Origin of the sequence: Streptomyces venezuelae (assembly GCF_008642275.1) — a bacterium.
Classification (GTDB): domain Bacteria; phylum Actinomycetota; class Actinomycetes; order Streptomycetales; family Streptomycetaceae; genus Streptomyces; species Streptomyces venezuelae_E.
Window position 1 is genome coordinate 7,389,841 of record NZ_CP029189.1, and the last position, 19,578, is coordinate 7,409,418.

Here is a 19,578-nt window from a genome sequence, read left to right on the forward strand (position 1 = left end):
TGACATGGCATACAACGCGGGGGAGGCCAAGGGGTCACGGCCCGTGCGCCTACCCGGTGACGGAAAACCGGACGGAGGCGAAGTACGGCCGCACCTGGCCGACCTCTCCGGGCCGCAGGACCCGCAGGGCGCGGCCGGAGCACCGGGGGCCCTCGTAGAGGGTCGCCGCGCTCCGGGTCCCGTTGGTGACCGCCCGGGCGCCGCCGCCCTCCGCCTCGACGCACCCCCTCGGCGCGGTGACGCCGTGGACCCGGTCGTCCTGGCCCACGTACTGGAAGTCCGGGCCGGCGGCCAGGGCCGGACCGGACAGGAAGGTGGCCCCCGCGAGCAGCACGACGACGGGCACGGCATGGTGGATAGGCACGAATCGCATGCCCGTCCAACCGGGCCGGGCCCGGACCCGGTCACGCCTTGTCACCCGTTGGACGGCTGTGCGACGGTGCGACGGCGACCGGCACCGTCATCGCAGGAGGACGAGATGAGCGCAGAGGACGCCGCCGACGGCCGCCGTCCGAGGGTCCGGACGGCGGCCGGGGTCGTCGAGGGCCGGACCGGTCCCGGGGGTACCGCCGTGTTCCTGGGCATCCCGTACGCGGCCCCGCCCGTCGGGGACCTGCGCTTCGCGGCGCCCGCGCCCCCGGACGCCTGGGACGGCGTACGGGATGCCGCCGCCTACGGGCCGACCGCGCCCAAGGTGCCCTACCCGGAGACCTTCGCCGCCCTGCTCCCCGACCCGGTGATCCCCGGGGACGACTGCCTGAACGTGAACGTGTGGACCCCCGACCCGGCCCCCGGGGCCGGGCTGCCCGTCATGGTCTGGATCCACGGCGGGGCCCACACCCGCGGCTCCTCGGCGGTCCCCGTGTACGACGGCTCCGCCTTCGCACGCGACGGCGTCGTGCTCGTCTCCTTCAACTTCCGCCTCGGCGTCCTCGGCTACGGACTCTTCCCCGACGCCCCCGCCAACCGCGGTCTGCTGGACCAGATCGCCGCCCTCACCTGGGTCCGCGACAACATCGGGGCCTTCGGCGGGGACCCCGGCCGGGTCACCGTCTTCGGCGAGTCCGCCGGGGCCATCAGCATCGGCGCCCTGCTCGCCGCCCCGCGCGCGGCCGGGCTCTTCACCCGGGCCGTCCTGCAGAGCGGTGCCCCCGAGGTCCTGCCGCGCACCAGGGTCCGCGCCATGGTCCGGCGGATGGCCTCGCTCCTCAAGGTCGACGCCACCGCCGCGGCCTTCACCGACACCGCGCTGCCCGACCTGCTGGCCGCCCAGGCGGCCGTCCTGCGCAGATCCGGCCCGCTCATCGCCGGACCCGCCTTCGGCCTCGTCACCGACCCCGGCACCGTCCCGGCCGACCCCCTCGACACCCTCTGCGCCGAGGCCGCCTCCGCGGACGTGCCGCTGCTCCTCGGCTGGACCCGTGACGAGTACCGGCTGTGGCTCGCCCCCACCGGCGGGATGCGGCTGCTGGACCGGCTCGGCCCGCTCGCCGTGGCCCTGGCCCGGGCCCGTTCCGGCAAGGACCGGGCGGCCGTACGGGCGCTGCGCGCCGAGCTGCCCGCGGCGGGCCCCGCCGAACTCGCCGGACAGCTGCTCACCGACCGGCTGCTGCGCGACCCGCTGCGCAGGCTCGCCGGGGCCCGGCGGGCGGCGCCGAGCTTCGTGTACGAGTTCGGCTGGTCCTCGGGCGTTCCGGGCCTGGGCTCCTGCCATGCCCTGGAACTGGGGTTCGTGTTCGACACGCTCTCGGTACCGGAGGCCGCCTGGCTGGCCGGACGGGACACCCCCCAGACACTCGCGGACGAGATGCACGCGGCCTGGGTCCGGTTCGCGGTGACCGGCGATCCGGGCTGGGCGGCCTGGAACGGCGACGGCCCGCCGAAGGTGTTCGGCGGGCCGGAGCTCGAAGGCGCGGGGGAGTCCGTGGTTACTCGACGGGCCCTTCCATGACCTTGCTGATGAACTGGACCGGTCCCTCGCCCATGTTCGGCACATAGGTCTTGGCGTTGTGCTGGCCGCCGGGGATGACCTTCAACTCGGCGTGGATGGGGCCCTTGTTGCCGTAGGTGGCGACGAACTTCTGCACGTCGGGCAGGGTCTTCTTGTTGCTCTCGTTGTCCCCGACCTGGAAGGCGAGGTAGACCTCGGGACCCTTCGTGTCGATGAGGTGCTTCGCCAGCAGTTCCGGGTTGTTCTCGGCCTTCTCCTTGTCGTGGCCCTTCCACAGGGAGGAGTCCGGGACGATGTCGGGGCCGGAGGCGATCACGGCCTTGAACTTGTCCGGGTGCTTCAGCACGGCCTTCAGACCCGCGAAACCGCCGGTGGAGGAACCCATGAAGGCCCAGCCGTCACGGGACTTGACGGTGCGGAAGTTCGCCTTCATCAGGTCCGGGACGTCCTCGGTCAGCCAGGTCCCCATCTTGGGCTGGCCGGGGATGTCGGAGCCGTCCCAGTAGACGCCCTTGTCGTCCGGCCCCGGGTTGAGGACCGGCATGGCCAGGATGAAGGGCTTGCTCTTGCCCTCCGCGTACCACTTGCTGATGCTCTTCTGGAGCCCGAGGTCGGTGCCCATCCAGTAGTTGCTGGGGTAGCCGGCGCCGCCCGGCAGGGCTATCAGGACCGGGAAGCCGCTCTTGGCGAACTTCGGGTCGTTGTACTCCTTGGGGGCCCAGACCCACACCTTGCCCTTGAAGCCGGACTTCTTGCCGTCCAGCGTGGTGACGGCCACGTGCGTGCCGTCGGGCAGGGTCATCGTGTTCTTGAACTCGGCGGCCGGCCCGGTCGGCATGAGCATCTTGGAGTTCGGCGGCGGAGCGTCGTCCTTCTTTCCCCCACCCGCGGGCGACTGCCCGAAGGACACCGCGGAGCCCTTGTCGGTGAACGGGGGTATCTCGTAGTGGTTCAGCACGAGCGCGGCTATGCCGGCGAGCGCGAGCACGGAGGCGCCGGCTATGAGCCATCGGCGTCCCTTGCGGCGGCGCGGAGGCTCCTCGGGGAGGAGGTCCTGCGGCCCGTAGCGCGCCGTCTGTTCGTACGGGTCCTGCGGTGCGTACTGCGCCTGCTGCCCCTGGGGCTGCCGGTGCGGCTGCTGTCCGTACGGCCGGCCGTACTGGTCGCCGTGGGGCGGCTGCGGTATCTGTCCTTCCGGCCGGTACGGCTGGTACTGCTGCCCGTCGGGTGCGTACGACATGTGCGGTGGCTCTCCGGCTGCTGCTGCCCCAGAGGGGCGGGGTGGTGACTGCTGGGTCCTTCCGTTCGAAGGATGAACACAAGCATGTCAGGGTTCCGCATTTTTCCTACTCTTGGGGTGCCCTGGGGAAGGCCATTGCCTGGCGTCCGTACGGCCCGTGGAGTTCACGAACCCGCCCCCGCCCGTGCCTGGCTCTCGTACGGGCCGCTGGGTATGGTGCGCCCGCGCCGCCCCCGGAAACCCACACCGCCCCGGAGTCATCCATGACGCTCCAGCGCCGGATCCTGATCCTGGCCACCGCCGTGGCCCTGCTCGCGGCCGTGGGCGTACTGGCCGTCGTGCGGGCCTCCTCCCGCGCCGCCGAGAAGGACCACGCCCGGGCGGGCGGCCCGCAGGTCACCCCGGGCGCGGTCTCGCTGGCGCCGGGCGACGGCGGACGGCGGATCGTGTTCCGCAACATGGCCTGGGGGCCGCACCGGGACGAGCTCGCCACGGTCGCCGCCGGCGCCCCGGAGGGGGTCCGTACCGCGTCCGGAGTGAGCTGCCTGCGCTTCCACGCGGCCCGGGGCACCGGGATCTGTCTGCAGGCCGACCGGAGCGGGGTCCAGGAGGGCTACCGGGCCGTCGTCCTGGACGCCCGGCTGAAGGAGGTGTCCGCGCACCCCCTGGGCGGCCTCCCCACCCGGGCCAGGGTCTCGCCGGGCGGGCACCTCGCCGCGTGGACCGTCTTCGTCGGCGGGGACTCGTACGCGGGTACGGATTTTTCGACACGGACCTCGGTGCTCGACCTGCGGACCGGCAGGCTCGACGCCTCACTGGAGGACTTCACGATCCTGAAGGACGGCAAGCCGTACCGCAGCGCCGACGTCAACTTCTGGGGGGTCACCTTCGCCGCCGACGAGCGGACCTTCTACGCGACCCTCGCCACGGGCGGCCACACCCACCTGGTCCGCGGTGACCTCGGCTCACGCACCGTGACCACCCTGCGCGAGAACGCCGAGTGTCCGTCGCTGTCACCGGACGGCACCCGGGTGGTCTTCAAGAAGCGCGTGCCGGGTCTGCCGGCCGAGGCGCCGTGGCGGCTGTACGCCCTGGACCTGGCCTCCGGAGCGGAGACCCCGCTCGCCGAGGAGCGCAGCGTGGACGACCAGGTGGTGTGGACCGACGACCGGACCGTCGTCTACGCCCTGCCGGGGGACTTCGGCGCCGATCTGTACGCCGTACCGGCCGACGGGAGCGGCGCCCCCGCCCGGCTCATGGACTCGGCCCTCGCCCCGGCCTTCCTCGGCTGAGGAGGGCAGGAGCGAGGTCCGCGACGAGGGCAGGTGGGGGCGGAGGCGAGGGCAGGACCGTTTTTCCGCTCTTCAGCCCGGCGGAACGGGTCAGGCGGGGATCAGGGTCTTGCGGCGCCGTTTGCGCTGCGCGCCCGCCGACAGCCTCAGCTCGATGATCGACCGCACGGCCGGCCACTCCTCGTCGAGGATCGAGTAGAAGGCCGTACTGCGGACGGCGCCGTCCAGCCCCCGGGAATGGGCCCGGCGGACCCCCTCGCAGGTGAAGCCCAGACGTTCCATGGCGGCCCGCGACCGACCGTTGCGCGCGTCCGCGCGCAGCGAGATACGCCGTACCCCCCAGGTCTCGAAGGCATGGCGGAGCATGAGCAGCTTCGCCTCGGTGTTGATACCGGTTCCCTGGGCGCCCGGGGACAGCCAGGTATTGCCGATCTCGGCGGCATCGGGGATCGCCGTCGCCGGATCGCCGAACGGGACTCCGGGCACGGCGGGCCAGACCAGCGGCCCCTGCCAGTAGTCGAGTTCCAGGAACCGGGTCGAACCGACGACCCGCCCGTCGGTGGCTCTGACCACCGCGAACGGGAGCGATCGACCCGCTGCCTGATCGGCGAGGGCACGTTCGATGTACTCGTGTGACGCCTGCACCCCGTGGGGTACGGGGGTGAAGGCGTAAGTCGTACGATCCTCGGCCCCGGCCACGGCCAGAGCCTCGGTGTGGTGGGGGGCGAGGGGCTCGAGCCGCACGGTGCGGCCCGCAAGGTGTACGGGTACGGGCACGGAGCCTTCGGTCCTTCTGGGCGGTGGGGTGGTTGCACAGTCTGCGTCCATGACGTCGCCCCCCGTGCAAAACACGAGTGAAAGGCAACCGGCTGTCAGGTGAACGCGAGTGGCTCAATGTAGCTCCTTAAAGTCCTCTCATGAACCCCCAATTTGGCAATGGCGCGACACCGTTTTCCGCGGACTTGGGTCCCCGTCCCGGAGCGCCCGTAATCACGATCCACGGACATCCCCACAACCGCACGACGTGGGGCCCCCAGACGGCCGCGCCGATGGCCGCCAATCGGGCCTGACCTGCGAAGACGCAGACGAAGCCGGGTGGCCCAGGGTGAGGCCGCGGACGCGGATCACGCGGACCGCCCCGCCGCTGCGCCACCCCGCCCGGGACATCGAACACATGGCCGTCGGTGGTGTGTCCGTGAGCGGCCGGTCCACGGGGGAGGCACGACTGCGCCACCCGGGTCCCGCACGGCTCCCGGGGGCCGTCGAGGGGAGGTCGGCGGGCACCCCGGACCCGGCCTGTCCCGGACCCCGGGCCGCTGAGATCATTTCGGGTATGGACGACGTACTGCGGCGACTGGCCGCCGTGGGGCCCTTCTTCGCCGTGCCCTGCGGGACCGAGCCGCCCGGCCCCGGCTTCCGGCCGCTCACCGCGCTGTACGGGGACCGGCTCGGGCCGTACGTGGCCGAGGTGGGCCGCCGGATCGGCACCGGACCGGGCCGGGTGGCCGCCTCGACCGCACAGTTCGGGATCGTCTCCCGGCTCTGGTCGCTGGGGCTCGGGTGCGCGGCCCTGGCAGGCCGGGTGCCGGACCTGGCCGCCGACCGGGTGTGGTGGCGGCTGCCGGACGCGGGATCGCTCCAGCTGTGGCTGCCCGAGCCCGGCCCCGGCCTGCCGGCCGAGCTGCTGGGGGAGAACGTCCTGGCGAACCTGGCCGTGCTCGACCAGGGCCTGCGCGAGCGGTACGGGGTCTCGCCGAAGGTCCTGCGGGGGAACGCGGCCTCCGGGCTCGTCGGAGCGCTGCGGGTACTGATCGACCGCGTGCCGGGCGGCGCGGCCGTGGAGCTGGCCGGCGCCCTGCTGGCCGAGGGCGGACCGCTGGCGGGCACCGGCACCTTCGTCCACGAGGAGGGGCTCGGGGTGGCGTTCGTACGGCGCAGCTGCTGCCTCTACTACCAGGTGCCCGGAGGCGGGCTCTGCGGCGACTGCGTCCTGCGGGCCGGGCGCCGCACGGGCTGACGGCCCCGTTCGGAGCAAGGGCGGTGCGCCGTGCCCGCCCGCCACCGGCCCGGCGTGCGGTCCGCAGCATGACCGCTCGTCCACCGCACCGGCCCGCCGTGCGGCCCTGACCGGGCTCGCCGCGGGGGCCGGCGCCCCCGGCGGCCGGCCGCCACGGACACGGGACCCCCTCGCAGACCCGCCGCTTCCGGTCCCTGCGCGCCGCCCAGTACCACGCGCAGGCGCTGTTCTACGTGCTCGGCACCGACCACCCCGGTGACGAGGAGGCGGTCTGCCTGGCCGGGCGGGGAGCCTGGGACACCTTCGCCGGGCTCTGCTCACCGGCCGCCGTCCGCACGAAGGTCCCGTACGGCACGACGCACCTGCCGGTCTGGTTCTTCCGCCCGGACGGCCCGGCCGAACCGCGTCCCACGGTGATCCTCACCAACGGCAGCGACGGCCAGAACTTCGACGTGTTCCACCCGGGCCGGCCGCAGCAGATGGACGACCTGCTGCGCACCCGCCGCGCGTACGTGAACATGACGGAGGCCACCGGGGCGCAGCTGCACTGCTCCCCGATGGCCCCGCAGCAGCACTGCGACGTCGTCTTCGACTGGCTCGCCGACGTGCTCCAGCGCTGACGGAACTCCTGACGGAACTCCTGAGAGACCTTCTAGAAGGTCAGGTTCCAGGCGTCGACCTTGCCGGTGTCGCCGCCGGCGTTGTCGTTGACCCGCAGCTTCCAGGTGCCGTTCGCGACCTCGGAGGAGGCGTTCACGGTGAAGACCTGGTTGATGTTGTCGGTGCTGCCGCCCGCGCGGTTGTGCACGGTGTAGACGGTGCCGTCCGGCGCGACCAGGTCGACCTTGAGGTCACCGATGTAGGTGTGCACGATGTTCACGCCGACCTTGAGGGTGGCCGGGGCGTTGCCGGTGACACCGCTGACGGTGATCGGGCTCTCCACCGTGGTGTTGTCGCCGATGGCGAAGTCACCGGTGTTCTCGAAGTACTTGCCGGGCGGCGGGGTGCTGCCGACGGCCTTCAGCGCGTCGACCTGGCCCTCGCCGAAGAAGCCGTTCTTCGCCGTGGTGCCCTTGCAGCGGCCGTCCGACGGGCAGGCGACGTCGTTCGCCTGGGTGGCCAGCTTGTCGCGCAGCTGCGCCGGGGTGATGCCGGGGTTGGTGCTGGCCAGCAGGGCCGCCACACCGGCGACGTGCGGGGACGCCATCGAGGTGCCGCTCATGGTGCCGTACTTGCCGCCGGGCTGGGTGCTGTAGATGCCGACCGTGTCGCCGCCGGGGGCGGTCACGTCGACCACGTTCAGGCCGTAGTTGGAGTACGAGGCCTTCGCGGTGGTGCCCATCGCCGAGACCGTGACCACGCCCGGGAGCTCGGTCGGGATGTCCAGGCAGGCGTTGGTGATGGTGCGGGTGACCGGCGTCGAGTCGTTGGGGCTCTCGCTGTCGGTCGTCTTGTTGGCCAGGTCGACGTTGGAGTTGCCGGCCGCCGCGACCTGCAGCGAGCCCTTGCCCTCCGCGTACTCCTGGGCGCGCTTGACGCCCTCGATGATCGCGGCCTGGTCGGCGTTGTCCGGGCAGTTGAACTGCCACGGGTCCGTGTAGTAGCTGTTGTTGGTGACCTTGAAGCCGTGGTCACCGGCCCACATGAAGCCGCAGACGGTGTTCTCGGCGAAGAACAGCGAGGTGCCCGGCTCGGCGATGCGCACCGAGGAGATCTTCACGCCGGGGGCCACGCCGATGACGCCCTTGCCGTTCTTGGCGGCCGCGACCGTACCGGCCACGTGCGTACCGTGGGTGCCGACGTCCCGCCAGGCGCCGGTACGGGTGTCCGGCTTGCCGTAGGCACAGGACGCGGAGTCCGCCGCGTTGAAGTTCGGGGCCAGGTCCTGGTGCTGGTCGTCCACACCGGTGTCCAGGATGCCGACCTTGACGGAGGCGGAACCGGTGGTGACGGCCCAGGCCTGGTCGGCCTTGATCTGGGTCATGTCGGCACGGACCGGCTCGCCCGAAGGCGTCGTGGCCTGCGTCGGGTTGGCGGGCAGCGCCGGGTTGTAGGCGTCCGCGGGGACGTCCGAGGTGCGCGTGGCGCCGACCTGCTGGACGCCGCTCACACCGCGCATGGTGGTGGCGAAGGTGCCGGACGCGGAGTGGGCGACGATCACGCCGATCGCGTCGTAGGACTGGAACACCGTGCCGCCGTTGGCGGTGACGGCGTTGCGTACCGCGGTGGTGTCACCGGGAGCGGTGATCACGAGGTAGGCGCGGGTACCGGCAACCCAGGTCGCACTCTGGGAAGCAGGGGCCGCAGCCTTGGGGGCCGCCGCGGGGGCGGGGGCCGGGGAACCGGAGGGAGAGACGGGGGCGGTGCCGGCGAGCGCGGCGGGGGCCCCGAAAGCGAGTGCCGCGCCGAGCGTGGCGGCCAGCACGAGGGTACGCCGAGGTCTGCTGGATATGTGGGGTATCAATGCGTCCTCCGAAGACCCGGTGGTCAGGCCGGGTCGAACGAAACAAGTGGTGGACGCAAGATGTCATGCACACAGCCTGTTACGGAAGTACCTTTCGCAGCCCGGGGGTTCGGATATCGGTAGCCGAATACCGACTATGGGCACAAGTGCGGAGAATGCGGCGGGCCGGCCGGGCTGGGCACCGTGGGGGCGAGCCCTGCCCGGCCGGCCCGCAGGGGGCGTACCGGCTAGACCGGTACGCCGTCCTTGGGGCTGCCCGAGGGCTGCGGCATGGAATTCGGGGCTCCGGAGGACCCGGTGGACGCGGACGACCCGGAAGTCTCAGGGGACCCGGAGGGCTCGGAGGACGGTGCGGACCCGTCCTGCTGCTGCGCGCCGTGTCCGTCGTCCACCAGCGTGCTCTCGTCGAACGGCAGCCGTCCCGCGAGGACTTCGCCGGCCCGCGCGTGGTCGAACTCCTTCGTCCACGTCCCGATGAGCACCGTGGCGACCGCGTTCCCGGCGAAGTTCGTCAGCGCGCGGGCCTCGCTCATGAACCGGTCGATGCCCACGATCAGGCCGACGCCGTCCACCAGCTCCGGCCGGTGCGACTGCAGTCCGCCGGCGAGGGTGGCCAGACCCGCGCCGGTCACCCCGGCCGCACCCTTCGAGGCGATGATCATGAACAGCAGGAGCGAGATCTGCTCGCCCAGCGCCAGTGGCTTGCCCATCGCCTCGGCGACGAACAGCGAGGACATCGTCAGATAGATGGCCGTCCCGTCCAGATTGAAGGAGTACCCGGTCGGCACGGTGATCCCGGTGACCGGCCGGGAGACCCCCAGGTGCTCCATCTTCGCGATCAGCCGCGGCAGCGCCGACTCCGAGGAGGAGGTCGAGAGGATCAGCAGGAACTCCCGGCCCAGATAGCGCAGCAGGGCGAAGACGCTGACCCCCGTGCAGACCCGGAGCAGCGTGCCGAGGACCACGAAGACGAACAGCAGACAGGTCGTGTAGAAGCCGATCATGATGACGGCCAGGGACTTCAGCGCGTCGATGCCGGTGGCCCCGACGACCGCCGCGATCGCCCCGAAGGCACCCACCGGAGCCGCCCACATGATCATCGCGAGTACCCGGAAGACCAGCTTCTGGATGTGCCCGATGCCCCGCAGCACCGGCTCGCCCGCCGCGCCCATGGCCTGCAGCGCGAACCCGCACAGCAGCGCCACCAGCAGCGTCTGCAGCACCTCGCCGCCGGTGAAGGCGGACACCAGTGTGGTCGGGATGATCCCGAGCAGGAACTCCGGTGTGCTCTCGGCGCCGCCCGCCTTGGCCTGTGCCTCTCCCGCGCTGCGCACGGCCTCGGTCAGGTGCAGCCCGCTGCCCGGTTCCAGCAGATTGCCGACCAGCAGGCCGATGGCCAGCGCCACCGTGGACATGACCATGAAATAGCCGAGGGCGAGCCCGCCCACGGCGCCCACCTTGGCGGCCTTGCGCACGGAACCGATGCCCAGCACGATCGTGCAGAAGATCACGGGCGAGATCATCATCTTGATGAGGTTGACGAAGCCGGTGCCCAGCGGTTTGAGCTCCACGGCCACGCCGGGGGCGGCGAAGCCGACGGCGATGCCGAGCAGCACCGCGCCGATCACCGCGATGTAGAGATAGTGCGTTCTGTCGCGCCTGGCGGCCACGATGCCTCCCGGTGGTGATTACGTTCGGGGAGACCATCGCCCAGGGCTGTGACCCCGGTCACCCTTGCGTTCATTGAGTTCACGACCCGGGGCACACTGAGCGCCATGTTCCGCTTCCCCCGCCCCCCGCGCAGCCTCGCCGGCCAGCTCTTCGCCATGCAGGTGCTGCTGGTCGCCCTGGTCGTCGCGGGCTGCGCCGTCTTCGCGTACGCCACGGCCAAGGGGCAGGCCGAGGAGGCGGCCCGCCGCCAGGCCGGGGCCGTGGCCCACGCGGTGGCCGACTCGCCTTCCGTACGCGAGGCCGTACGGGGAGCGGCGGGCGGGACCGAGCCGTCCGCCCTGCTCCAGCCCTACGCCGAGCGGGTCCGCGCGGACTCCGGAGTGGCCTTCGTGACGATCATGTCCCCCGAGGGGCGGCGCTGGACCCACCCCGACCCGCGCCGGATCGGCGAGCCCTTCATGGGCAACACCGCCCGCGCGCTGCGCGGCGAGACCTTCAGCGAGACCTACACCGGCACGCTCGGCCCCTCCATCCGTGTGGTCACCCCGCTCCGGGACGAGGGCCGGATCATCGGCCTGGTCAGTGCGGGGATCACCGTCCGCGCCATCAGCGACCGGCTCGCCGCGCAGCTCTCCGCCCTCGCCTGGGTCGCGGGCGGCGCGCTCGCCCTCGGGGGCATGGGCACGTACGTCGTCAACGCGAGGCTGCGCCGTCACACTCATGGCATGAACGCGGCAGAGCTCAGCCGGATGTACGACTACCACCAGGCGGCCCTGCACGGAGTCCGCGAGGGCCTGCTGATGCTCGACGGGCAGCGCCGGATCACCTTGATCAACGACGCCGGACGCGAACTGCTGGGCCTGCCCGGCGAGGTCACCGGCAGCGGGGTGGCCGACCTGGGTCTGCCGGCCCCGCTCACCGGTGCCCTGCTCGCGGACCGGCCCCGGGTGGACGAGGTGCACCTGACCGCGGACCGGGTGCTGGTGGTCAACAGCTCGCCGGTCGCGGGCGGCGGCCGCCGCGGCACCGTGGTCACCCTGCGCGACCACACGGAACTGCAGGCGCTGACCGGCGAGCTGGACCACGAGCGGGGCTTCACGCAGGCGCTGCGCTCCCAGGCCCACGAGGCGGCCAACCGGCTGCACACCGTGGTCTCGCTGATCGAACTCGGCCGCGCGGACGAGGCCGTCGACTTCGCCACCGCCGAGCTGGAACTCGCCCAGGCCCTCACCGACGAGGTGGTCACCGCGGTGGGGGAGCCGGTGCTGGTGGCGCTGCTGCTGGGCAAGGCGGCCCAGGCGCACGAGCGGGGCGTCGAGCTGGTCGTCACCGCCGACAGCCGCCGTCTCGCCGAAGGGGGCGGACTGCCGCCGGCCAGGGACCTGGTCACGGTGCTCGGCAATCTCATCGACAACGCCGTCGACGCGCTCACCGCCGTTCCGGGGGCCCGGATCGCGGTGACGCTGCGGCCCGAGCCGGACGAGCTGCTGCTGCGGGTCGCGGACAACGGACCCGGACTGCCCGAGGGAGTGGACGTGTTCCGCCGGGGCTGGTCGGGCAAGGGTGAGGGCCGCGGCCTCGGCCTCGCGCTGGTCCGGCAGGTGGCCGAGCGCTACGGCGGTGCGGTCGTCGCGGCCCAGGGCCCGGGCGGCGGAGCGGAGTTCACGGTCCGCCTGCCGATCGCGCCCGCGACCGCACCCGTACCGGCACCCGCGCCCGCCGAGGGCCCCGGCGGCGCGCGATGAGCGGGGGCGGGGTGCGCGTACTGATCGTCGAGGACGACCCGGTGGCCGCCGACGCGCACGCGCTCTACATCGGCCGGGTGCCCGGCTTCACCGCCGCAGGCGCCGTCCACTCGCTCGCCGAGGCCACCCGGTTCCTGGAACGCAACCGCGTCGACCTGCTGCTCCTGGACCTCGGCCTGCCCGACGGGCACGGCCTGCGCTTCGCACGCGGGCTGCGCGCCGCCGGACACCCCGTCGACGTGATCGTGGTGACCTCCGCGCGGGATCTGGCCGTGGTCCGCGAGAGCGTCTCCCTCGGCGTGGTCCAGTACGTACTGAAGCCGTTCGCGTTCCCCACCCTGCGCGAACGGCTCCTGCGCTACGCCGAGTTCCGCCAGGCCGCGGGCGAGGCGGCCGGCCAGGACGACGTCGACCGGGCGATGGCCGCCCTGCGGGCACCCCGCCCGGCCGAGCTCCCCAAGGGGCTGAGCGCGCCGACCCTGGACCGGGTCGCCGCCCTGCTGCGGTCGGCGCCCGAGGGGCTGACCGCAGCAGGGGCGGCCGAGGCGGCCGGGATCTCCCGGATCACCGCCCGCCGCTACCTGGAGCACCTGGTGGACACCGGCCGGGCGGACCGCACCCCCCGCTACGGTCAGGTCGGCCGCCCCGAACTGCACTACCGCTGGCTGGCGGCGGCCGGTTCGGTGTCGAAGGTGTAGAACTTCCGGTGGTCCAGCATGTCCGCCGGGGTCACGTTGTTCCAGGGCCGCATGGTGTCGTTCAGGTCGACGACGTTCTGCGTGCCCGCGCCCGGCAGGTAGGTGGACTGGGGGTGCCTGGCCTGCCAGTCGGCCCACAGCTTGTCGATGAAGGCGTGGTGCATCCAGAACACCGGGTCGTTGGGGGAGACCCCGGTGGACATCTGCCCGCCGACCCACACGTGCACGCGGTTGTGCAGGTTGGCGCCGCGCCACCCCTCCAGGTGGTTGCGGAAGCCGTTGGAGGAGCTGTTCCAGGGCGCCATGTCGTAGACCGGCATGGCGAGTACGGCGTCGACCTCGGCCTTGGTCGGCAGCTGGGCGACGGCCGTGCCGAGATCGCGGCGCAGGTAGGCGCGCCCGTCCACCCGGACGTTTATGTTCCACCGGCCCGTCGAGTACGCGAACGGTCCGTCCATGACCTGCCCGTCGCGGGCCCGCCCGGTGCCGCCGAGGAAGTCGGCGGCGAAGAGGGAGGCGCGGGAGGTCCGGTCCACGGTCCAGTCCCAGTACGGGAGCGCCACGCTCGCGTCCACTTTCTGCAGCGCCTCCTCGAACTCCAGGAGGAAGCGCCGGTGCCAGGGCAGGAAGGAGGGGGAGCGGTGGCCGACGCGGTCGCCCGAGTCGGTGTCGCTCATGATGAAGCCGTTGTGGGTGGTGACGAAGCGGTCGTAGCTGCCGTTGCGCTTGAGCTCCAGCAGCGCCGAGGTGAAGGCGCGCTTCTCCTCGGGGGTCAGCGTGGCCTGGTTCTTGCGGACGGTCATGCCGCACCTCCGAAGGGGACGAGGGCGGCGCCCTGGAGATCGCGGACGGCGGCGCGGGCGAGCAGCTTCGGGTCGGCGAAGGTCTCGTAGTGGTTGATGACGCTGATCCAGGTGCCGTCGGCGTTGCGCATGATGTGCAGTTCCCGGCCGTCTATTCGGACGGTGGGCTGGCCGGGGGAGTGGTGGCCGCCGTGGTGGCCGCCTCCGCCTGCGGTGATCTGGATGCGACGGCCCTGGTAGACCTCGTCGACCGTGCCCGGGGTGGTGGGCTCGGCAGGGGTCGCGGCGGCGCTCGTGGCGCCCGCGGCGGCAGCGGTCAGGCCAAGGGCGGTGAGAGCACCGGCAGTTGCCCCCAAGGCCTGACGGCGAGTGATCTTCTTCATGGCCGAAGAGGTATCAGGGCTCGGGAGGGTCGTGGCCTGTATCCGGACATGCGCGGACAAGTTTCCCGTAGAACAAGTTGGATGATCTTCCCGTTCGGCGCGACTTCGGGGGCTCGAACGGGAAGATCTTCAGAGAAGACCCTACTCGGCGGTAATTTCTTCGGAGTGAGGGGGTCCATATGTGCGGGATCACACTGCAGAGTCGGCCGGAAGCAGAGTGTCAGAACCGGTCCCGAGGCGGCGTGAGGTGGCTCCAGGGTGGCTCCGGGACGACTCCGGCCGGAACATCCGGAAGATCCACGGAGGCGCCAGGTCACCCTGCCCGGTAATGCACCCGCTTGTGCCTATAGTCCCGATATGGCTCTTCATGAGACGCAGGACGCACGCGCCCTGGACGGCGACACGGACGTGTTCGCGTCCACGCTGAGTGGCCAGATCCTCCCCAAGTACAGGATTCCCGAGGACCACTCACCCACCGAGGTCGTCTACGAACTGCTCCGCAACGAGCTGCTCCTGGACGGCAACGCGGCTCAGAACCTCGCCACCTTCTGCACCACCTGGTCCGACGAGGGCGTGCACCGCCTGATGAACGTCTGCCTCGACAAGAACATGATCGACAAGGACGAGTACCCGCAGACCGCCGAGATCGAGTCCCGCTGCGTCAACATCCTGGCCGACCTGTGGAACGCCCCCGCCGGCACCACCGCGGCCGGCTGCTCCACCACCGGCTCCAGCGAGGCCGCCATGCTGGGCGGCCTCGCCCTCAAATGGCGCTGGCGCGAGCGCCGCCGCGCCGCGGGCCTGCCCGCCGACCGCCCCAACCTGGTGTGCGGCCCGGTGCAGATCTGCTGGGAGAAGTTCGCCCGCTACTTCGACGTCGAACTGCGCCAGGTCCCCGTCGAGGAGGGCGCCACCGGCCTGCGGGCCCACCAGCTCTCCCGGTACGTCGACGAGAACACCATCGGCGTCGTCGCCATCCTCGGCGTCACCTACACCTGCGACTACGAGCCCGTCGCCGAGATCTCCGCCGAGCTCGACCGGATCCAGGCCGAGCACGGATGGGACGTCCCCATCCACGTGGACGGTGCGAGCGGCGGGTTCGTGGCGCCGTTCCTCCACCCCGACGTGGTGTGGGACTTCCGGCTCCCGCGCGTCGCCTCCGTCAACACCTCCGGCCACAAGTACGGGCTCGCGCCGCTGGGAGTCGGCTGGATCATCTGGCGGACCGCCGACCTGCTCCCCGCCGACCTCGTCTTCACGGTGGACTACCTGGGGGGCGACATGCCGACCTTCGCCCTGAACTTCTCCCGCCCCGGCGGTGAGGTCATCGCCCAGTACTACCTCTTCCTGCGCCTCGGCCGGGCCGGCTACCGCAGTGTGCAGCAGGCCTGCGCCGACACCGCGCAGTACCTGGCCGGCGAGATCGCCGCGATGGGACCCTTCACCCTCCTCTACGACGGCCAGGGCGCCCTGCCCGCCGTCTCCTACAAGCTCAGCGACCCCGACACCGCCGGCTTCACCCTCTACGACCTCTCCGACCGGCTGCGGATGCGCGGCTGGCAGGTGCCCTCGTACCCGCTGCCCGCCGACCGCGACGACACCGTCATCCAGCGCGTCCTCGTCCGGCACGGCGTGACCCGCGACCAGATGGCCCTGCTCGTCACCGACCTGCGCACGGCCGTAGAACACCTGTTGGCCACACCCCCGCCCGTACCGGCCGCCGCGCCGCGGTCCGGCTTCCACCACTGACCCTCCGCGTGTGACGCGGGTCGCACCCCGGACGTGTCACGTTCGCCGGGGGCGCCTTGTCCCATGGGCATGGACGACACCAAGAACGTACTGCTGGCCGGGGCGAGCGGAGTCCTGGGACGCCACATCACCGATGCGCTCACCCGGGCCGGCCACACCGTGATCGGCCTCGGCCGCGGAGCCGGGGCCGACGTGCGGGCCGACCTGATGGACCGCGACGGGCTGCTGCGCGCCGTCGACGGCCTGCGGGCCGACACGGTGGTGCACGCCGCCACCGCCCTGCGCGCCGCTCCCATGCGGCACAAGGACATGTTCGCCACCGACGACCTGCGGGTGACCGGCACCAGGAACCTCATGGAGGCCGCCCGCGTGCTCGGTGCCCGCCGCGTCGTCGCCGAGTCGATGGTCTTCGGCTACGGCTACCGCGACTTCGGCGACCACGTGATCACCGAGGGGACCGACCCGTTCGCCCCGGCCGGCGACCGCGCGGTGGAACGCCACCTCCAGGGCATGCGGGTCAAGGAGGAGCTGGTGCTGGGCACCGACGGGATCGAGGGCATCGCGCTGCGCTTCGGGCTCTTCTACGGCGCCGGAGGCACCGAGACGCTCGTGGAGATGCTGCGCGGGCGCAAGGTGCCCGCGGTGGCCGACCGCGGACGCGTACTGCCCTGGGTCGACCTGGCGGACGCCGGCCGCGCCGTGGCCCTCGCCGTCGAAGGCGGCCGCCCGGGCCGCGCGTACAACATCGTGGACGACACCCCGACGGGATTCGGCGCGCACGTACGCGCGGTCGCCGCGGCGTACGGCACACCGAAGCCGATGACCGTGCCCACCTGGATGATGCGCCCCTTCCCCTACCTCCACCGCATGGTCACGACCAGCATGCACGTGTCCAACGCCCGGGCCAGGGCCGAGCTGGGCTGGGCGCCGGGTCACGCGGGCTGCGCCGAGGGGCTGCGCGCACTCGCCGGAAGCCGGCCCGGCCGACGCCCTTGATCACCGGGGTCCGGGAATGACACCGTGGTGATCATGAGCGAGGATTTCGAGGAACACCGGCGACTGCTGTTCGGCACGGCCTACCGCATGCTGGGCAGCGTCGCCGACGCCGAGGACATCGTGCAGGACGCCTGGCTCGCCTGGCACCGGGCCGACCGCACGGCGGTCGGGAACCCCCGGGCCTACCTGGTGCGCACCGTCACCAACCTGAGCCTCAACCGGCTCAGGTCGGCCCAGGTCAAACGTGAGGCGTACGTCGGGCCCTGGCTCCCCGAACCCCTGCTCACCTCGCCCGACATCGCCGAGGAGGCCGAACTCGCCGACACCGTGTCCATGGCGGTCCTGGTCGTACTGGAGACCCTGACCCCGACCGAGCGGGCGGTCTTCATGCTCCGCGAAGTGTTCGGGTACTCCCACGCCGAGGTCGCGGAGGTCGTCGGCAAGTCGGAGGCGAGCGTGCGCCAGTCCGCGCACCGGGCCCGAGAACACGTCCGGGCGCGCCGCCCCCGCTTCACGGCCAAGGCGGCCGAGCAGCGCGAGATCGTCGAGAAGTTCCGGCAGGCCTGCCTCGGCGGGGACCTCGGCGAGGTGCTCACCGTCCTCGCCCCCGACGTCGTCTCCTGGGCCGACGGCGGCGGCATCGTCACCGCTGCCCGCCGCCCGGTGTACGGAGCCGCCCATGTCGCCCGCTGGTGGCTCGGCGTGCTGGCCAAGGCCGAGGGCGACGGCGCGATGCACCTCGCCGAGATCAACGGCGAGACCGGACTGCTGCTCGTCCACCAGGGCGCGACCATCGGCGCCATGACCTTCGAGGCCGCCGACGGCCGGATCACCGCCCTGCGCGTCACCGTCAACCCGGAGAAGCTGCGGGGCCTGCGGCCCTGAGGCCGAGGCCCCCGGGGGCCGCTTCCTACCGTGCGCCGAAGTTCTGGGTCCACCAGGGACCGCCCGCGCCCTGGTGGATGCCCACGCCGATGTCCTTGAAGGAGCAGTTGAGGATGTTGGCCTTGTGACCCGGGCTCTTCATCCAGGAGTCCATCACGGACTGGGCCGTCTGCTGGCCCCGCGCGATGTTCTCCCCGTACGTCGACCAGCGGTACCCGGCCGCCGTCGTCCGGTCGCCCGGGTCCCTGCCGTCCGGGCTGGTGTGATCGAAGTAGTCCCGGGCCGCCATGTCGTCGGAGTGCCCCTGAGCGGCCGCCCGCAGCTGCGGGTCCTCCTTGAGGGGGCCGCAGCCGGCCGCCGCCCGCTCGCTGTTGACCAGGGCCACGACCTGACCGGCCACCCCCGACGGCGGGGCGGGCGCCGGCTTGGCCGCAGAGGCCTTCGGGCTCGGCGACTTGCTCTTGGACGGCGTCGGGCTCGGGCTCGCCGACGCACTCGGCGAGGCGGAGGCCGACGGGGAGGGCGAGGCGGACGCGGAGGGGGAGGCCGGCTCCGACGGCGGACCGGCCGATTCGGTCGCCGAAAGCGCCGCCAGCGGGCTCGCGGCCGGAGCCGCGCCGTCCTTCGTGCCACCGGAACCGGGCAGCCCGCCGAGGTACACGAGCCCGCCGCCCGCGACGCAGGCGGCGAGCACCGCACCACCGACCACCCGGCGGCGGCCCTGCCGCCGCCTGCGCAGTGCGCCGCGGCCACCGCCGCCCGTGTCGGCCACCGGGGTGAGCTGCGTGGCCGCATCGTCGAAGCCATCGCCGAAGCCGCCGTCGAAACCTTCGGCGAAGGCGACGCTCGCGGGGGCGAAGCCCGCCGCCCCCGCCGACTTCATCCCCGCCAGCAGGGCCGCCGAGACCGGTACCAGGGCCAGACCGGCCAGCAGCCCTTCCGCCGGAACCAGTCCGCTCCACAGACCGGAGCAACGTACGCATTCACGGGCATGGCGGGCTATTCGCTTGCGCCACAGCGCCGAGGGCTGCCCGTCCCAGCCCGCCATCACGGTCCGCAGCTCCTCGCACGCCGGACGGGTGTCCAGCGCGCGCTCCACCACACGGGCCGACTCCAGCTGCGCCTTCATCCGCTGCACCCGGACCGCCGTGTGCTGCGGGGTCAGCTCCAGCGCACCGGCCACCTCGGACCGGGTCAGCTCCCCGGCGCACTCCAGCCACCACAGCGACAGCAGCGCACGGTCCTCGGGCTCCAGCCAGCGGGTGGCCCGGGCCGTCTCGCGGCGCTGCCCGGCGAGCTGGAGGCGGACGACGGTCAGGTCGACGAAGTCGGCGCCGGGGTCGGCGACATCGCTCGCGGCCTCCAGGGTGCTCTCGCCGTAACCACTCTGCCGGGCCTGCCAGTGCGCCCGTACGCGGTTCATCGCGATCGCCACCAGCCAGGACCGGAAGCTCTCCTCCACGCGCAGGCCGCCCAGCCCGTCGAGCGCCCGCAGCATCGTGTCCTGCACCACGTCGTCCACGTCGCAGGAGCCGTTCAGGGCCCGCCCGACGATGTTGTAGACGAGCGGGAGATGGGTGCTGACGAGCTCGTCCTGCGCGCGCAGGTCGCCCGCGCGGGCCGCTGCCACAAGCGCTGCGGTGTGCTCAGTAGTCATGTGATGTTCCCTGTCCGTACCGGCGGT

General features: G+C 72.3%; 17 protein-coding genes. 9 read left to right on the top strand and 8 right to left on the bottom strand.

Translation table 11 applies throughout. From position 1 onward, the window contains the following. Positions 1–49: 49 nt before the first annotated feature. On the bottom strand, positions 50–373 hold the full coding sequence (locus DEJ51_RS32760; RefSeq protein WP_150261239.1) for a hypothetical protein: 324 nt from the start codon (positions 371–373) through the stop codon (positions 50–52). Between the two features lie 105 nt (positions 374–478). On the opposite strand from DEJ51_RS32760, the gene DEJ51_RS32765 reads away from it, so the two are divergent. After that, the gene (locus tag DEJ51_RS32765) at positions 479–1,951 is read left to right on the top strand and encodes a carboxylesterase/lipase family protein (protein ID WP_150261240.1); all 1,473 of its coding nucleotides are present in this window, start codon (positions 479–481) and stop codon (positions 1,949–1,951) included. Here DEJ51_RS32765 and DEJ51_RS32770 read toward each other — a convergent pair. Then, complete coding sequence (locus DEJ51_RS32770) at positions 1,929–3,191, bottom strand: alpha/beta hydrolase (protein WP_150261241.1); 1,263 nt, start codon at positions 3,189–3,191, stop codon at positions 1,929–1,931. The genes DEJ51_RS32765 and DEJ51_RS32770 overlap by 23 nt on opposite strands. Positions 3,192–3,454: 263 nt before the next feature. On the opposite strand from DEJ51_RS32770, the gene DEJ51_RS32775 reads away from it, so the two are divergent. Then, entirely contained in the window at positions 3,455–4,483 is a 1,029-nt protein-coding gene (locus DEJ51_RS32775; RefSeq protein ID WP_150261242.1) for a TolB family protein, read from the top strand. A gap of 90 nt (positions 4,484–4,573) precedes the next feature. Here DEJ51_RS32775 and DEJ51_RS32780 read toward each other — a convergent pair whose 3' ends face one another. Then, positions 4,574–5,260: a GNAT family N-acetyltransferase gene (locus tag DEJ51_RS32780; RefSeq protein ID WP_150261243.1), complete on the bottom strand. Its 687-nt coding sequence runs from the start codon at positions 5,258–5,260 to the stop codon at positions 4,574–4,576. A gap of 556 nt (positions 5,261–5,816) precedes the next feature. On the opposite strand from DEJ51_RS32780, the gene DEJ51_RS32785 reads away from it, so the two are divergent. Both DEJ51_RS32785 and DEJ51_RS32790 read left to right on the top strand, forming a co-directional pair. After that, the gene (locus DEJ51_RS32785; RefSeq protein WP_150261244.1) at positions 5,817–6,500 is read left to right on the top strand and encodes a (2Fe-2S)-binding protein; all 684 of its coding nucleotides are present in this window, start codon (positions 5,817–5,819) and stop codon (positions 6,498–6,500) included. Between the two features lie 233 nt (positions 6,501–6,733). After that, positions 6,734–7,120, top strand: a complete 387-nt coding sequence (locus DEJ51_RS32790) for a hypothetical protein (protein WP_150261245.1) — start codon at positions 6,734–6,736, stop codon at positions 7,118–7,120. A gap of 32 nt (positions 7,121–7,152) precedes the next feature. Here the strand turns inward: DEJ51_RS32790 and DEJ51_RS32795 are convergent, their stop codons facing one another. Together DEJ51_RS32795 and DEJ51_RS32800 are read right to left on the bottom strand one after the other, a co-directional pair. Then, on the bottom strand, positions 7,153–8,925 hold the full coding sequence (locus tag DEJ51_RS32795; RefSeq protein ID WP_150261246.1) for a S8 family peptidase: 1,773 nt from the start codon (positions 8,923–8,925) through the stop codon (positions 7,153–7,155). 266 nt (positions 8,926–9,191) lie between these two features. Further along, a complete protein-coding gene (locus DEJ51_RS32800) occupies positions 9,192–10,634 on the bottom strand; it encodes a cation:dicarboxylate symporter family transporter (RefSeq protein WP_150261247.1) in 1,443 nt (480 codons plus the stop codon). Between the two features lie 105 nt (positions 10,635–10,739). Here DEJ51_RS32800 and DEJ51_RS32805 point away from each other — a divergent pair, with 105 nt between their 5' ends. Both DEJ51_RS32805 and DEJ51_RS32810 read left to right on the top strand, forming a co-directional pair. Continuing rightward, positions 10,740–12,380: a sensor histidine kinase gene (locus tag DEJ51_RS32805; RefSeq protein WP_150261248.1), complete on the top strand. Its 1,641-nt coding sequence runs from the start codon at positions 10,740–10,742 to the stop codon at positions 12,378–12,380. Beyond that, on the top strand, positions 12,377–13,078 hold the full coding sequence (locus DEJ51_RS32810; protein ID WP_150261249.1) for a response regulator: 702 nt from the start codon (positions 12,377–12,379) through the stop codon (positions 13,076–13,078). The genes DEJ51_RS32805 and DEJ51_RS32810 overlap by 4 nt, the downstream gene beginning before the upstream one ends. Here DEJ51_RS32810 and melC2 read toward each other — a convergent pair. Both melC2 and melC1 read right to left on the bottom strand, forming a co-directional pair. Continuing rightward, complete coding sequence (gene melC2, locus DEJ51_RS32815; RefSeq protein WP_150261250.1) at positions 13,036–13,881, bottom strand: tyrosinase MelC2; 846 nt, start codon at positions 13,879–13,881, stop codon at positions 13,036–13,038. The two genes, DEJ51_RS32810 and melC2, sit on opposite strands and share 43 nt — an antisense overlap. Next, a complete protein-coding gene (melC1, locus tag DEJ51_RS32820) occupies positions 13,878–14,264 on the bottom strand; it encodes an apotyrosinase chaperone MelC1 (RefSeq protein ID WP_150261251.1) in 387 nt (128 codons plus the stop codon). The genes melC2 and melC1 overlap by 4 nt, the downstream gene beginning before the upstream one ends. A gap of 357 nt (positions 14,265–14,621) precedes the next feature. Here melC1 and DEJ51_RS32825 point away from each other — a divergent pair, with 357 nt between their 5' ends. The 3 genes from DEJ51_RS32825 to DEJ51_RS32835 all read left to right on the top strand — a co-directional run bounded on the left by DEJ51_RS32825 (position 14,622) and on the right by DEJ51_RS32835 (position 17,894). Beyond that, entirely contained in the window at positions 14,622–16,013 is a 1,392-nt protein-coding gene (locus tag DEJ51_RS32825; protein ID WP_150261252.1) for a glutamate decarboxylase, read from the top strand. 69 nt (positions 16,014–16,082) lie between these two features. Beyond that, positions 16,083–17,009, top strand: coding sequence for an NAD-dependent epimerase/dehydratase family protein (locus DEJ51_RS32830; protein ID WP_223836081.1), 927 nt, complete (start codon positions 16,083–16,085; stop codon positions 17,007–17,009). A 33-nt stretch (positions 17,010–17,042) separates the two neighbouring features. Then, positions 17,043–17,894, top strand: coding sequence for an RNA polymerase sigma-70 factor (locus DEJ51_RS32835; RefSeq protein WP_150261254.1), 852 nt, complete (start codon positions 17,043–17,045; stop codon positions 17,892–17,894). A gap of 25 nt (positions 17,895–17,919) precedes the next feature. Here the strand turns inward: DEJ51_RS32835 and DEJ51_RS32840 are convergent, their stop codons facing one another. Beyond that, on the bottom strand, positions 17,920–19,551 hold the full coding sequence (locus DEJ51_RS32840; protein ID WP_150261255.1) for a sigma-70 family RNA polymerase sigma factor: 1,632 nt from the start codon (positions 19,549–19,551) through the stop codon (positions 17,920–17,922). Between the last annotated feature and the right edge of the window lie 27 nt (positions 19,552–19,578).

Bases quoted from the DNA above. Each gene is read 5' to 3' on its own strand.
- DEJ51_RS32830 (WP_223836081.1), top strand. From the start codon at position 16,083: ATGGACGACACCAAGAACGTACTGCTGGCCGGGGCGAGCGGAGTCCTG.
- DEJ51_RS32805 (WP_150261248.1), top strand. From the start codon at position 10,740: ATGTTCCGCTTCCCCCGCCCCCCGCGCAGCCTCGCCGGCCAGCTCTTC.
- DEJ51_RS32775 (WP_150261242.1), top strand. From the start codon at position 3,455: ATGACGCTCCAGCGCCGGATCCTGATCCTGGCCACCGCCGTGGCCCTG.
- melC2 (WP_150261250.1), bottom strand. From the start codon at position 13,881: ATGACCGTCCGCAAGAACCAGGCCACGCTGACCCCCGAGGAGAAGCGC.
- DEJ51_RS32840 (WP_150261255.1), bottom strand. From the start codon at position 19,551: ATGACTACTGAGCACACCGCAGCGCTTGTGGCAGCGGCCCGCGCGGGC.
- DEJ51_RS32760 (WP_150261239.1), bottom strand. From the start codon at position 373: ATGCGATTCGTGCCTATCCACCATGCCGTGCCCGTCGTCGTGCTGCTC.
- DEJ51_RS32785 (WP_150261244.1), top strand. From the start codon at position 5,817: ATGGACGACGTACTGCGGCGACTGGCCGCCGTGGGGCCCTTCTTCGCC.
- DEJ51_RS32835 (WP_150261254.1), top strand. From the start codon at position 17,043: ATGAGCGAGGATTTCGAGGAACACCGGCGACTGCTGTTCGGCACGGCC.
- DEJ51_RS32825 (WP_150261252.1), top strand. From the start codon at position 14,622: ATGGCTCTTCATGAGACGCAGGACGCACGCGCCCTGGACGGCGACACG.
- DEJ51_RS32770 (WP_150261241.1), bottom strand. From the start codon at position 3,191: ATGTCGTACGCACCCGACGGGCAGCAGTACCAGCCGTACCGGCCGGAA.
- DEJ51_RS32810 (WP_150261249.1), top strand. From the start codon at position 12,377: ATGAGCGGGGGCGGGGTGCGCGTACTGATCGTCGAGGACGACCCGGTG.
- melC1 (WP_150261251.1), bottom strand. From the start codon at position 14,264: ATGAAGAAGATCACTCGCCGTCAGGCCTTGGGGGCAACTGCCGGTGCT.
- DEJ51_RS32765 (WP_150261240.1), top strand. From the start codon at position 479: ATGAGCGCAGAGGACGCCGCCGACGGCCGCCGTCCGAGGGTCCGGACG.